Here is a 12,303-nt window from a genome sequence, read left to right as displayed (position 1 = left end):
CGGGGGTTACTTGAGCAGTCGTGACAGCACACGGTCGGCGAGCGGCTTCCCACCCGTCTGGCACGTGGGGCAGTACTGCAGCGTGGAGTCCGCGAAGATCACCTGGCGGATGGTGTCCCCGCACACCGGGCACGGCTGGCCTGTGCGGCCGTGGACGCGCATCCCCGACTTCTTCTCGCTCTTCAGCTCCGACGCGGCCAGGCCTTCCGAGCGTGCGAGAGCCTCGTGCAACGTCTCCTCGAGCGCGGCGTAGAGGCGGTCGGCCTCCTGTCCGCTCATCGATGCGGGCTTGAAGGGGGACATCTTCGCGACGTGCAGGATCTCGTCGGAGTAGGCGTTGCCGATCCCGGCGATCAGTGCCTGGTTGCGCAGCACGCCCTTGACCTGCGCGCGGCCTTGGGCGGCGAGGATGGCCGCGAACACATCCCGTGTGAACGCTGCGTCGAGCGGATCGGGGCCGAGGCGGGCGACGCCGGGGACCTCCGCCGGGTCGCGGACGATGGAGACGGCGAGGCTCTTCTTCGTGCCGGCCTCGGTGATGTCGAGGCCGGAGCCGTCGTCCAGCACCAGGCGTGCCGCGAGCGGTCCCTTGCTCGGGCGGCCGGTCGGCGGGGGCGGCGGAGTCTCACGCCAGCGGATCCAGCCGGCCCGCGCGAGGTGGATGACGACGTGGAGGTCGCCGGCCGCGATGTCGAGGAACTTGCCATGCCGGCCGACCCCGGTGATCGTCAGCCCCTTGAGCGCCTCGGGCGGGGGATCGAACGTCTTCAGCGCGGAGAACGCGACGATGCTGAGCCGATCGATGATGCGACCGGTCAGCCGCTCGCCCAGGTCGGCGGCGAGGGCGGTGACTTCCGGCAGTTCGGGCACCATCCCATACTGCCGCTCTCCACCGACGAGCGGCAGTAGGGTGTCGGAATGGACATCAGGGTCGCCGCCTACGGCGTCATCGTGGATGGGCCGCGCATCCTGCTCGCGCACTGGAACGAGAGCGGCCGCTCCGGGTGGACGCTGCCCGGTGGCGGGATCGAGCCCGGGGAGGATCCGCTCGACGCCGTCGTGCGCGAGATCGCGGAGGAGACCGGGTTCGAGGCCCGGGCGGAGGCGCTGCTCGGCATCGACTCGAAGATCGTCCCTGCCGAGGCGCGCTTCGTCCCGGACGCCGGCCCGCTGCACGCGCTCCGGATCGTCTACCGTGCGACCGTCACCGGGGGAGCCTGAAGAACGAGCTCGACGGGACGACCGACGAGGCCGCCTGGTTCGCGCTGACGAGCATCCCGAACCGGCGGGTCGACCTGGTCGACGTCGCGCTGCGCATGGCCGGTCTCGGCGACCTGGCCCGACCGCTGCGCTGAGCCGCGATCAGGCCGTCCGCGTGACCGGGTGCGGCTCGGAGGGGATGATGATCCACATCGCGATGTAGGCGATGAACTGCGGTCCCGGCAGCAGCAGGGACAGCAGGAACAGGATGCGCACGGTCAGCGGCTTGAGCCCGAAACGGTTCGCGAGTCCGGCGCAGACGCCGCCGAGGATGCGGCCGTCGAGGGGTCGTTGCAGAGTGTTCATGACTCCAGCATCGCCATCACGAGACCGGAGTACTATCCGGGAAACCCCCGATTCGACCCTGGGGTCGGCTCCACCGGCGAGGGGTCTACTCCGCGGCGGGAGTCGTGGGCTCCTCGTCGGCGACCCACAGCTCGTCGTCGGCGCGGAAGGTCTGCCAGACGGCGTAGAGCAGTCCCGCCGCCGCGACGACGCCGAGGCCGACCGCGATGATCGTGCCGGCGCCGGGCCCCGAGTTGCGGCTCGCGGCGGACGCCTTCTTGGTGATCTCCTTGCGCGCCTTGGTGAAATCACCGGCGAAGGCGGCGCTGCGTGCGGCCCGCGCGTGGTCGACGACCGAGAGCGCGGTTCCGACGGCGGTACCGACGGCCGGAATCACGTCACCGACGAGACGGTCGCGCGCGACGCCCGCGTAGTGCCCCGCCGAATCCTTGGCCGACTGGGCCACCGGACGGACGTAGGACTCGTAGCCCTCGCGCACCCGCGGCGCGAGCTCTTCACGGGAGTAGTGGGCGGCCTGTCTGCGTGCCGCGGCTGCCAGAGCGTTGGCGCTCGCAAGCACGTCCTGCTGCTGCTCCCACAGCTCCTGCGCGTCACTCCGCAGACGGTCGAGCTCCTTCTGGCGCTTCCGTGTCAGGCTCATTCTGGACCTCCATTGCGTCGGCTGGGCGAACTCACTCCATCTTGCCACCGAAAGCCCTGAGGATGGCCCGAGAGCCGAAGAGGCTTCCCGAAACCCAACAGGGCCCTGTGCAAGAATTGGTGCCATGTCTAAGCACACCGCTGTCGCCACGCTCCACACTAACTACGGAGACATCAAGGTCAACCTCTTCGGCAACCACGCTCCGAAGACGGTCCGTAACTTCGTGGGCCTCGCGACCGGTGAGATCGAGTGGACGCACCCCGCCACGGGCGAGAAGACGAACAAGCCGCTGTACGACGGCGTGGTCTTCCACCGCATCATCCCGGGCTTCATGATCCAGGGCGGCGACCCGCTCGGCCAGGGCATCGGCGGCCCGGGCTACCAGTTCGACGACGAGATCAACCCTGAACTCGACTTCACCCAGCCGTACATCCTCGCGATGGCCAACGCCGGCATCCAGGGCGGGCGCGGCACGAACGGCTCGCAGTTCTTCATCACCGTGGCGCCCACCACGTGGCTTCAGGGCAAGCACACCATCTTCGGCGAGGTCGCGGACGACGCGTCCCGCAAGATCGTCGACAAGCTCGCCGAGCTGCCCACCGACGCCCGCGACCGTCCCCTCGACGACGTCGTGATCGAGTCGGTCGAGATCGACCAGGCCTGAGGCCTGCCGGGGAGCGGGCGGAGAAGAAACCATGTCTCAGCCCGTCGACGCTCCGGCGAGCGTCTGCTACCGTCACCCCGATCGCGTCAGCCATGTGCGCTGCCAGCGCTGCGGGCGGGCGATCTGCGGTGAGTGTCAGACTCCTGCCGCAGTCGGAGTGATCTGCCCGGAGTGCATGGCGCAGCAGCGCGCCACGGCGCCGCGCACCCGCTCGCCCTGGGTGTCGCGGCTCACGGGCCCGGGCGCCCCGGTCGTCACGTACGCGATCATCGGCGTCTGCATCGTGGTGTTCATCCTGCAGAACCTTCCGATCATCGGCTCGCAGGTGACCAACTCGCTGCTGTACGCGGGCGCCTACTCGTACCCGAGTCAATCGCTGTCGCCGGCGCTCGCCTTCGAGCCGTGGCGGATGCTGACGTCGGTCTTCCTGCATGCGAACATCATCCACATCGCGCTCAACATGTACACGCTGTGGATCTTCGGGATGGCGCTGGAGCCCGTGCTCGGGCGTGCGCGCTTCCTCACACTGTTCCTGATCAGCGGCTTCGCCGGGTCGCTCGGCGTGCTGCTGATCGCGCCGGCCAACCAGCCCGTGATCGGCGCGTCCGGCGCCATTTTCGGAATGCTCGGCGCCTTCTTCGTGATCCAGCGGCGGCTCGGCGGCAACGGGATGCAGATCCTGGTGCTGGTCGGCCTCAACCTAGCGATCGGGTTCCTGCCGGGCATGAACATCGCGTGGCAAGCGCATGTCGGCGGTCTCGTCGGCGGAGCACTGGCGGGGCTGATCTACGTCGAGACGCGCATGCCGTCGCGGCGTCGCTGGCAGACGCCGCTCATCGTGGCGCTCTGCGCCGTGCTCGTCGGTGCGAGCCTGCTGCACTTCGTGTGACGCATACTGTCGGCGCCCGCACTTCCCCACAACGCGTGGATAAGTTATCCACAGCCTTATTAACAGTGGGGATAATTACACCGGTGTAACTCTCCACAGGCTTATTAACACTGGGGAGAAGCCGACTGCGGGGTGGTGGACCGTGGGGAGAACTGCTGTGGATAAGTGGAGAACAGTAGGGACTCAGCGCCAGCGGGTGGTCATCAGGAAGCCGATGAAGGCGATCCCGAATCCGACCAGGATGTTCCACGCGCCGAGAGCGGGGATCGGGTACTGGTTCTGGCTGACGTAGAAGACGATGATCCAGATGAGCCCGAGCAGCATGAAGCCGAACATGACGGGCTTGAACCAGACGGGGTTGGGGGCGTCCTCGCCGGTTGCGGCCGAGCTGCGCTCGGGACGGGCGGAGCGCTCGAGCTTGGTCTTGGACTTGGTGCGTGCCATAGCACACAAGTGTAGCGGGAGTGGTCTGAACGTTCGTGGCGACGAAGGCGGGCAGTTCCCGGGAAACACCCGGTTTGGCCGGGCTCCCTCCCGATTAGAATGTGTCATATGACCGAGCCTGCCGAGTCCGCTGAGCCCGAGCGCCATCGCGCCGGCCCGCGCCGCGCGGCCCGGACTCCCCGCCGCAAGCGAAGCGCCGGCGAGGTCGTTCTTACGGTGATCGGCGAGCTGCTCATCACGGCCGGAGTGCTGGTCGGCCTGTTCCTCGGCTGGCAGGTCTGGTGGAACAACCTCGTCCTGTCGGGCCAGCAGACCTCGGCGGCGGCGACGCAGAGCAAGAAGTGGATCGACGACGCGATCAAGGCACCGCGGCCGACGCCGACGGACCCGTCGTCTCCCGAGGCGGTCGACCCTCCCGTGATGGCGCAGCCCGCCGACTACGAGCCGTTCGCTGTGATCTACATCCCGCGCCTCGGGCCGGACTGGAAGCGCACGATCCGCGAGACGGTCGACGTCGAGAAGGTCCTCAACAGCTACACCGCCGGGGTCGGCCACTACGCCGGCACGGCGATGCCCGGCGCGGTCGGCAACTTCGCCGTCGCCGGCCACGACTCGGGCTGGGGCAACACCTTCATCGACCTGTCCAAGCTGGAGCTCGGCGACCGCATCTACGTGCAGACCAAGGACGGCTGGTACACCTACGTCTTCCGGAACTTCGAGTTCGTGCAGCCCACGCAGGTGCAGGTGATCGCGTCCGTGCCCCGTCATCCCGACGTCCAGCCCATCGACAGGCTCATGACGATCACGACCTGCAACCCGCCGTTCCACGCAGGCGAGCGGCTGATCGCCTACAACGTCTACGCGGGCTTCCAGCCCACGCAGGATGTTCCGAACGAGATCCGCGCCGCGGTGACGGGAGGCTGAACCATGTACGGAGCCCTGTGGCGCATCCTGCCCGGACCGGTCTGGCTGCGCATCGTCATCCTGGTGATCCTGTTCGCGGTCGTGCTGTTGGGACTGGTGACCTGGGTCTTCCCGTGGGTGGATTCGCTCCTCGGTCCTCAGGAAGGTACCGTTGGGCCGTGACCCGCGTACTCGTCATCGACAACTACGACAGCTTCGTCTACACGCTCAACGGCTATCTCCGTGAACTCGGCGCCGAGACCGAGGTCGTGCGCAACGATGACATCGCGATCGAGGACCTGCCGGCGCGTGTGGCGGAGTTCGACGCGGTGCTGGTGTCGCCCGGGCCGGGCAAGCCGGTCGACGCCGGGGTGTCCATCCCGGTCGTCGAGCTCGCGCTGCAGGCCGGGACGCCGCTGCTCGGGGTCTGCCTCGGGCACCAGGCGATCGCGGAGGCGTTCGGCGGCGTGGTCACCAACGCCGAGGAGCTGATGCACGGCAAGACATCGCAGGTCGAGCACGACGACAGCCTGCTGTTCGACGGCGTGCCGCAGCCGTTCACCGCGACGCGCTATCACTCGCTGGCGGTCGTGGACGGCACCCTCCCCGACGACCTCATCGTCACCGCTCGCACGGCCGGCGGCGTCATCATGGGGCTGCAGCACCGGGTCGCGCCCATTTACGGCGTCCAGTTCCACCCCGAGTCGGTGCTCACCGAGGGCGGCTACCGGATGCTCGGCAACTGGCTCGAGAGGGCCGGCCTCGCGGGCGCTGCGCAGGCGTCCCGTGCGCTCCACCCGCTTGTGAAGCTGGGCTGAGCAGAAGCACCTCCCGCTCGGTCAGCCCGAGCAGTAGGTGAGCCCGACCGTGCTCCCCTGGGGCACATCGCCCGGCGCGACCGTCTGCGTGTGGACCAGCGGCGCGCCGCTGTTCTGCTTGCAGGTGGCGTCGGCTTTCGGGTCGGCCGTCAGTCCGAGCTGCTGCAGCAGCGAAGTCGCCGCGGGCAGGGACTGTCCGGTGAGGTCGGTCAGGGTGACCTTGCCGCTCGAGACCGTGAGGCCGATCGCGTCGCCTTCGTGCGCGTTGCTGCCGGCGGCGGGAGAGGTCTGGATGACGACGTTGGCCGGCACCGTCGCCGAGTTCTGCGTCGTGACCGGGCCGAGGGCCAGCCCCGCGGTCGTCAGCGCCTGTTTCGCGGCGTCCTGCGTCATGTTGGTGAGGTCGGGCACGGACACCGCCTTCTTGCCCGTCGAGACGAAGACGTTGATGGTGTCGCCAGTGGCCACGACGATCCCGGCGGCCGGGTCGGTGCGGATGACCTGGCCCTGCTCGTAGGTGGAGCTGGCCTCCGTCGACTGCGTCCACTTGAGCTTGAGGTCTTCGAGCTGCTTCGTCGCCTTGTCGAGCGTCTGCCCGGAGAGGTTGGGGACTTGGCGGGAGCTGTCCGGCATGGTCGTGCTCGGGCCGATCCGCAGCACCCAGGCGAGGACGGCGACGATCACGACCGCCATCACAGCGATGCCCGCCCAGATCCAGATGACCGGTGGGCGGCGCTGGGTGCGGACCATCGTCTGGTCCTCCGCGAGCTGGCGGAAGGCCGCCTCCGGGCCGGAGACCGAGCTCGGCGGCGCTCCGAAGAGCGTCTCGGAGAACTCGTCGGGCTGCTTGTGGACGGGGACTCGCCCGGCGGCGGCCTCCTCCAGGTCGTGACGGAAGTCCGCGACCGTCTGGTAGCGCTCGAAGCGGTCCTTGGTGAGGGCGCGGGCGACCACGGTGTCCATCGCCGGAGACACCTTGGGATTCACGGTGCTCGGCGCGACGGCCGTCTCGCTGACGTGCTGGTAGGCGACGGCGACCGGGGTGTCGCCGCGGAACGGCGCCCGGCCGGTCAGCATCTCGAACAGGACGACGCCGGTCGAGTACAGGTCGGTGCGGGCGTCGACGGTCTCGCCTTTGGCCTGCTCGGGCGAGAAGTAGCTGGCGGTGCCGAGGACCGCGGTGGTCTGGGCGACCGTTGCGGAGGAGTCGCTGATGGCGCGGGCGATGCCGAAGTCCATGACCTTGACCTGGCCGGTCGTCGTGATCATGACGTTGCCGGGCTTGATGTCGCGGTGCACCACCCCTGCGCGGTGCGAGTACTCGAGAGCAGTCAGGATGCCCTCGGTGATGCGGACCGCCTCGGCGACCTGCAGCGGGCCACGCTTGATGAGATCTTTCAGAAGAACGCCGTCGACGTACTCCATCACGATGAAGGGGAGCTGGGCCTCGTGGCCGTTCGGCTCGCGGACCGTCTCCTCGCCGGCGTCGAACACCCGCACGATGGTCGGGTGCGTCATCCGCGCCGCGGCCTGGGCCTCCTGCCGGAAGCGCGTGCGGAACGCCGGATCCGTCGCCAGGGACGGCTTGAGCAGCTTGATGGCGACGGTACGGCCCAGCCGCGTGTCCGTCCCGCGATGCACATCGGACATGCCGCCGCGCCCGACGAGGTCGCCCACCTGATATCGGCCTGCGAGCAGGCGGCTATCTGGGCTCAAGACGGGCTCCTTTTCGGGTGGTGGCTGGTGGCTCCGGATAGTGTAGCGGGCCGACTCTGGATGTCTCCCCCGGGTGGGGGAGACCGGTCGCGTCAGCGCGGTGCGGCTCCCATCACGGCGACGGGAGCGATGTCGATCCGCCGGCCGGGACGACCGTGTAGGGCGTCGTGGGCGACTGGGCGGATTCCACGGACTCGCCCTGGTTGCAGAAGATCGAGTAGCTGAGCGTGTAATTGCCCGCGGCGGTCGGCGACCAGGTGAACTTGGAGTCGTTGACGGGAGCCTGCGGCTGCCCGTTGACGAACAGCCGGCGACCGGTGAGATTCTGGCCGGCCGGGCAGGTCGCCGAGCCGAATGACACGGTGATCTGCGAGTTGGCCGCTCCCTGACCGGACGGCGGGTTGGCGGTGACCGTGTCGCTCGGAGTCGGGATCGGCGTCACAGGCCCGTACACCTTGACCGTGATCGTCGTGCCCTTCTGCACCGGGCCGGTCGGGTTGACCGAGTACACCGTGTTGACCTGGCCGGCGGAGGACGCGGCGGAGCCGGTCTGCACGTCGGCGACCATCCCGACGCCCTGGAGCTTCTGCCGCGCCTGGTCTCCGGTCAGGCCGAGGTAGTCGCCTTCGTTGATCTGGACGGTGGTGCTCGTCTCGGTCGGCGTGGGGGTCGGGGACGGCGGTGGCGCGGTCGTGTGGACGACGGGCGGCGTCGTGGCCGTCGGGGCCGGAGTTCTTCGGCTGCGCGAGCAGCGCGATGATCGTCCCGATGAGGACCAGTGCCAGGAGCGCGATCAGCGCGATGAGCGGCCAGGTCCACGGGCTGCGCTTCTTCTCCTCGACCGGCTCGTCGGTCTCCTCCTCTTCGACCACCGCTCCGGCAGCGGCGGCGGGCAGGACCGTGGTCGCCTGCGTCGGGGCGAGGTTGGGGGAGGTCATCAGCACGGTGGCGGCGTCGGCTGCGATCGCGGCGCCGAGCACGGCGGGCACAGACGCGGCCGCGGCGCGGACGTCGCCGCGGCGCAGGGCCTGCGCCGCACGCGCCAAGTGCGCCGCCGAGGCGGGACGGTCGGCGGGGTTCTTCGCGATGCAGGCGAAGACGAGGTTGCGGACCGGTTCGGCGACCGTGGGCGGCAGCTCCGGCGGCGCCTCGTTGATCTGCGCCATGGCGATGGCGACCTGCGACTCGCCGGTGAACGGGCGGCGGCCCGCGAGGCACTCGTAGGCGACGATGCCGAGGGAGTAGATGTCGGTGGTCGGGGATGCCGGGTGGCCCGACGCCTGCTCGGGCGACAGGTACTGCACCGTTCCCATGACCTGGCCCGTGGCCGTGAGCGGGACCTGGTCGGCGATGCGGGCGATGCCGAAGTCGGTGATCTTGACCCGGCCGTCCGGCGTGATCAGGAGGTTGCCCGGCTTGATGTCGCGGTGGACGAGCCCGGCGGCGTGCGCGGCGTGCAGGGCGGCGGCGGTCTGCGCGACGATGTCGAGGGTGCGGTCGGTGCTGAGGACGTGCTCGCGCTCGAGGATGGTGGAGAGCGCCTCACCGGGCACCAGCTCCATCACGAGGAAGGCGCTGCCCTCCTCCTCGCCGTAGTCGTAGACGTTCGCGATGCCTTCGTGGTTGACCAGCGCGGCGTGGCGGGCCTCCGCGCGGAAGCGCTCGAGGAAGCCGGGGTCGCCGAGGTACTCGTCTTTGAGGATCTTGATCGCGACGGTGCGGCCGATGACCAGATCGGTCGCCTGCCAGACCTCGCCCATGCCGCCGATCGCGATCCGCGACTGCAGCTCGTAACGTCCTCCGAAGGTGAGCCCTGCTGTGGGTCTCATTTATTCAGCACCGCCTCTAGTACTTTTTTCGCGATCGGCGCGGCGATGGAGTTACCCGTGCCGCTCTGACCCCGTCCACCGCCATTTTCAACGACTACCGCAACGGCGAACTGAGGGTCGTTCGCCGGCGCGAATCCTGTGAACCACAGGGTGTACGGGTCGGTCGCCCCGTTCTGCGCCGTCCCCGTCTTACCGCCGACCTCGACCCCGTCTATTCTTGCATTGCTCGCAACGCCGTGATCGACGCCGTCGACCATCATCTGCTTGATGGTGTCGGCGTTCTGCTGGCTCATCGGCTGCGAGAACTGCTGGGGCTGGAACGTCTCGATCGGCTGCAGGTCCGACGAGCGGATCGAGTCGACGAGGTTCGGCGTCATCAGCTTCCCGCCGTTCGCGACCGCGGCCGACACCATCGCCATCTGCAGCGGGGTGGCCCGGTCGTCCTTCTGCCCGAACGAGCCGAGCGCCCGCTCCGCGGGGTCGGTGTAGAGCGGGTAGACGCTCTTCTCGACCGGGATCGGGATGCTCAGGGGCTGGTTGAAGCCGAACTTGTCGGCCTGGTCCTTGATCACCTGCGGCTGAAGCTGCATGCCGAGCTCGGCGAACGGGATGTTGCAGGAGAGGATCTGCGCGGTCGCGATCGACACCGTCGCGCCGGGGCCGCAGGTGGTCAGCGAGTCGTTCTTGACGACGGTCGGGGAGCCCGGGAGGGGGAGTGAGGCCACGTTCGGGAGCTGGCTGTCCTTGGTGAACTGGCCCGTCCCGAACGCGGCGGCGCTCATGACCGGTTTGAACGTGGAGCCGGGCGGGTTCAGGTTGCCGCCGATGGTGCGGTTGGTGAGCGGGCTGCCCGGGGCGGCGAGGAGCTGCTGGTAGGCCGTGTTGACGGCCGCGGTGTCGTGGGAGGCCAGCACGTTGGGGTCGTAGGTGGGCTTCGACACCATCGCGAGGATCTTGCCGGTCTTCGGCTCCAGCAGCACCACGGCGCCCTGGTAATCCCCGAGCGCGTCCCAGGCCGCCTGCTGCGCCTTCGCGACGATCGTCGTCTCGACCGTCGCGCCCTGCGGGTTCTTGCCGGTCAGGATCGAGTTGATCCGCTCGAAGAACTGCGCGTTGGAGGTGCCGGACAGCCGATCGTCGAGGGCGCCCTCCAGCCCGGTCGCCTCGCCGTTGACCGGATAGAAGCCGGTCACGGCCGAGTACAGCGGTCCGTTGCTGTACTCGCGCTGCCACTTGTACACGTCGCTCGACGGCACGGACTGCGCGATCGGCTGGCCGCCGACCAGGATCGCGCCGCGCTGGGCCGCATAGCTGTCGTTGCGCGCGCGGGTGTTCCGCGCGTCGGCGGCCAGGCTGTCCGCCTGGAAAGCCTGGAGGATCGACGTGGACACCAGGAGCGCCAGGAACATCACCAGCACGATCGTGCTGACCCGCTTGATCTCACGATTCATCGTTCAGCTCACCACCAGACGGGGTTGGTTGCGGACGGTGTCGGACAGCCGCAGCAGCAGTGCCACGATGATCCAGTTGGCCACGAGGGAGGAGCCTCCCGCCGCGAGCAACGGCGTCGTCAGACCGGTGAGCGGGATCACCCGCGTCACTCCGCCGATGACGATGAAGCACTGCAGGCCGACGGTGAACGACAGCCCCACCGCGAGCAGTTTGCCGAAGTCGTCCTGTCCGGCGAAGCCGATCCGGAGGCCGCGCGCCACGAAGATGAGGTAGAGCGCGAAGATCGCGAACAGGCCGGCCAGGCCGAGCTCCTCGCCGAGGCTCGCGATGATGTAGTCGCTCTGCGACACGGGCGTGACCCACGGCTGGCCCTGCCCGAGGCCGGTCCCGACGAGGCCGCCGTGCGCCAGGCCGAAGAGGCCTTGAACGAGCTGGAAACTGCCGCCCTGCGCGTCGTAGACCTTCTGCGAGAACGGGTCGAGCCAGTTCGCGAAGCGGTCGTGCACGTAGGGGAGGAGCTGGCTGGCGACGACCGCGCCGCCGACGATCAGCAGCAGGCCGAGGATCACCCAGCTGATCCGGGCGGTGGCGACGTACACCATCACGAGGAACAGGCCGAAGATGAGGAGGCCGGTGCCCAGGTCGCGCTGGAACACGATGACGGCCATCGACATCAGCCAGACGATCAGCAGCGGGCCGAGGTCGCGGGCGCGCGGGAAGCGGATGCCGAGGAACTTCCTGCCCACCATCGAGAGCGAGTCCCTGGCCTGCACGAGGTAGCCGGCGAAGAAGACCGCGAGGCAGAGCTTGGCGAGCTCGCCGGGCTGGAAGCTGAACGGGCCGATGCCGATCCACACCCGCGCCCCGTAGATCTCCCGGCCGATTCCGGGAAGCATCGGCAGGAGCAGCAGCACGAGCGCGGCGAGGCCGAAGATGTAGGTGTAGCGCTGCAGGACGCGGTGGTTGCGGATGACGACGATGACCGCGATGGCGCAGGCGATGGCGATCGCGGCCCAGGCGATCTGCTTGACGCCCGCGCTGTTCCAGCCGGAGTCCGCGAAGTGGATGTCGATCCGGTAGATCTCCGCGATCCCGATGCCGGTCAGGACCGTGGCGATCGGGAGCAGGAACGGGTCGGCCTGCGGCGCGACGAACCGCAGCGCGACGTGCATCCCGAGCACGAGCGCGGACAGGCCGGCGCCGAGGTAGACGAGCGTGAGGTCCAGGTGGCCCAGCGCGCCGAGCTGCACGAGGACGACCGCCGCGGCGTTGATGCCGCAGGCGATGAGCAGCAGGAACAGCTCGAGGTTGCGCTGCTTGGCAGGCAGGCGCAGCCGTTTGACCGGGCCGGTGGCCGGCCTGGCCTGCTTGCGCTCGCTCAC

At 68.9% G+C, this 12,303-nt stretch carries 14 protein-coding genes and 1 pseudogene; 6 read left to right on the top strand and 9 right to left on the bottom strand.

What is annotated here, in order from left to right:
- Window positions 1–6: 6 nt before the first annotated feature.
- Entirely contained in the window at window positions 7–870 is an 864-nt protein-coding gene (locus tag ACR5MH_RS15390) for an Fpg/Nei family DNA glycosylase (RefSeq protein ID WP_431349433.1), read from the bottom strand.
- 48 nt (window positions 871–918) lie between these two features.
- Here ACR5MH_RS15390 and ACR5MH_RS15385 point away from each other — a divergent pair, with 48 nt between their 5' ends.
- Window positions 919–1,221, top strand: a complete 303-nt coding sequence (locus tag ACR5MH_RS15385; RefSeq protein WP_433861922.1) for an NUDIX hydrolase — start codon at window positions 919–921, stop codon at window positions 1,219–1,221.
- Window positions 1,222–1,362: 141 nt separating this feature from the next.
- Here ACR5MH_RS15385 and ACR5MH_RS15380 read toward each other — a convergent pair whose 3' ends face one another.
- A complete protein-coding gene (locus ACR5MH_RS15380) occupies window positions 1,363–1,566 on the bottom strand; it encodes a PspC domain-containing protein (RefSeq protein ID WP_431347992.1) in 204 nt (67 codons plus the stop codon).
- Window positions 1,567–1,651: 85 nt separating this feature from the next.
- Window positions 1,652–2,206, bottom strand: a complete 555-nt coding sequence (locus tag ACR5MH_RS15375) for a hypothetical protein (protein WP_431347991.1) — start codon at window positions 2,204–2,206, stop codon at window positions 1,652–1,654.
- Between the two features lie 124 nt (window positions 2,207–2,330).
- Here ACR5MH_RS15375 and ACR5MH_RS15370 point away from each other — a divergent pair, with 124 nt between their 5' ends.
- Both ACR5MH_RS15370 and ACR5MH_RS15365 read left to right on the top strand, forming a co-directional pair.
- Window positions 2,331–2,870 (top strand): peptidylprolyl isomerase, encoded by a 540-nt coding sequence (locus tag ACR5MH_RS15370; RefSeq protein ID WP_179604137.1) that lies wholly within the window; start codon window positions 2,331–2,333, stop codon window positions 2,868–2,870.
- A 175-nt stretch (window positions 2,871–3,045) separates the two neighbouring features.
- On the top strand, window positions 3,046–3,759 hold the full coding sequence (locus ACR5MH_RS15365; RefSeq protein ID WP_431347990.1) for a rhomboid family intramembrane serine protease: 714 nt from the start codon (window positions 3,046–3,048) through the stop codon (window positions 3,757–3,759).
- Window positions 3,760–3,942: 183 nt separating this feature from the next.
- Here the strand turns inward: ACR5MH_RS15365 and ACR5MH_RS15360 are convergent, their stop codons facing one another.
- Complete coding sequence (locus ACR5MH_RS15360; RefSeq protein WP_179604135.1) at window positions 3,943–4,203, bottom strand: cell division protein CrgA; 261 nt, start codon at window positions 4,201–4,203, stop codon at window positions 3,943–3,945.
- 108 nt (window positions 4,204–4,311) lie between these two features.
- On the opposite strand from ACR5MH_RS15360, the gene ACR5MH_RS15355 reads away from it, so the two are divergent.
- The 3 genes from ACR5MH_RS15355 to ACR5MH_RS15345 are packed head-to-tail and all read left to right on the top strand — an operon-like array spanning window position 4,312 to window position 5,924.
- Complete coding sequence (locus ACR5MH_RS15355) at window positions 4,312–5,127, top strand: class E sortase (RefSeq protein WP_431347989.1); 816 nt, start codon at window positions 4,312–4,314, stop codon at window positions 5,125–5,127.
- Between the two features lie 3 nt (window positions 5,128–5,130).
- Window positions 5,131–5,289, top strand: a complete 159-nt coding sequence (locus ACR5MH_RS15350) for a hypothetical protein (RefSeq protein WP_431347988.1) — start codon at window positions 5,131–5,133, stop codon at window positions 5,287–5,289.
- Entirely contained in the window at window positions 5,286–5,924 is a 639-nt protein-coding gene (locus ACR5MH_RS15345) for an anthranilate synthase component II (RefSeq protein ID WP_431347987.1), read from the top strand. Before ACR5MH_RS15350 ends, ACR5MH_RS15345 begins: the two co-directional genes overlap by 4 nt.
- A gap of 21 nt (window positions 5,925–5,945) precedes the next feature.
- Here the strand turns inward: ACR5MH_RS15345 and pknB are convergent, their stop codons facing one another.
- The 5 genes and pseudogenes from pknB to ACR5MH_RS15320 form a co-directional block, all read right to left on the bottom strand.
- Window positions 5,946–7,640 carry a Stk1 family PASTA domain-containing Ser/Thr kinase gene (gene pknB, locus ACR5MH_RS15340; RefSeq protein ID WP_431347986.1) on the bottom strand — a complete coding sequence of 565 codons (1,695 nt, stop codon included), beginning with the start codon at window positions 7,638–7,640 and terminating at the stop codon, window positions 5,946–5,948.
- Between the two features lie 112 nt (window positions 7,641–7,752).
- On the bottom strand, window positions 7,753–8,208 hold the full coding sequence (locus tag ACR5MH_RS15335; protein WP_433862660.1) for a hypothetical protein: 456 nt from the start codon (window positions 8,206–8,208) through the stop codon (window positions 7,753–7,755).
- A gap of 496 nt (window positions 8,209–8,704) precedes the next feature.
- Window positions 8,705–9,469: pseudogene (locus tag ACR5MH_RS15330) on the bottom strand (serine/threonine-protein kinase); the annotation flags it as partial.
- Window positions 9,466–10,920 carry a peptidoglycan D,D-transpeptidase FtsI family protein gene (locus ACR5MH_RS15325; protein ID WP_433861921.1) on the bottom strand — a complete coding sequence of 485 codons (1,455 nt, stop codon included), beginning with the start codon at window positions 10,918–10,920 and terminating at the stop codon, window positions 9,466–9,468. The pseudogene ACR5MH_RS15330 and the gene ACR5MH_RS15325, both read right to left, overlap by 4 nt.
- Before the next feature lie 3 nt (window positions 10,921–10,923).
- Window positions 10,924–12,303: an FtsW/RodA/SpoVE family cell cycle protein gene (locus tag ACR5MH_RS15320; RefSeq protein ID WP_433861920.1), complete on the bottom strand. Its 1,380-nt coding sequence runs from the start codon at window positions 12,301–12,303 to the stop codon at window positions 10,924–10,926.

Source organism: Streptomyces sp. L7, assembly GCF_050990935.1.
Classification (GTDB): Bacteria; Actinomycetota; Actinomycetes; order Actinomycetales; family Microbacteriaceae; genus Leifsonia.
This window is presented reverse-complemented; position numbering and strand designations above follow the sequence as displayed.

What these genes read in the sequence shown, in the direction of transcription:
- ACR5MH_RS15385 (WP_433861922.1), top strand. Translation starts at nt 919, where the DNA reads ATGGACATCAGGGTCGCCGCCTACGGCGTCATCGTGGATGGGCCGCGC.
- ACR5MH_RS15375 (WP_431347991.1), bottom strand. Translation starts at nt 2,206, where the DNA reads ATGAGCCTGACACGGAAGCGCCAGAAGGAGCTCGACCGTCTGCGGAGT.
- ACR5MH_RS15380 (WP_431347992.1), bottom strand. Translation starts at nt 1,566, where the DNA reads ATGAACACTCTGCAACGACCCCTCGACGGCCGCATCCTCGGCGGCGTC.
- ACR5MH_RS15325 (WP_433861921.1), bottom strand. Translation starts at nt 10,920, where the DNA reads ATGAATCGTGAGATCAAGCGGGTCAGCACGATCGTGCTGGTGATGTTC.
- ACR5MH_RS15365 (WP_431347990.1), top strand. Translation starts at nt 3,046, where the DNA reads ATGGCGCAGCAGCGCGCCACGGCGCCGCGCACCCGCTCGCCCTGGGTG.
- ACR5MH_RS15355 (WP_431347989.1), top strand. Translation starts at nt 4,312, where the DNA reads ATGACCGAGCCTGCCGAGTCCGCTGAGCCCGAGCGCCATCGCGCCGGC.
- ACR5MH_RS15350 (WP_431347988.1), top strand. Translation starts at nt 5,131, where the DNA reads ATGTACGGAGCCCTGTGGCGCATCCTGCCCGGACCGGTCTGGCTGCGC.
- ACR5MH_RS15335 (WP_433862660.1), bottom strand. Translation starts at nt 8,208, where the DNA reads ATGGTCGCCGACGTGCAGACCGGCTCCGCCGCGTCCTCCGCCGGCCAG.
- ACR5MH_RS15360 (WP_179604135.1), bottom strand. Translation starts at nt 4,203, where the DNA reads ATGGCACGCACCAAGTCCAAGACCAAGCTCGAGCGCTCCGCCCGTCCC.
- ACR5MH_RS15370 (WP_179604137.1), top strand. Translation starts at nt 2,331, where the DNA reads ATGTCTAAGCACACCGCTGTCGCCACGCTCCACACTAACTACGGAGAC.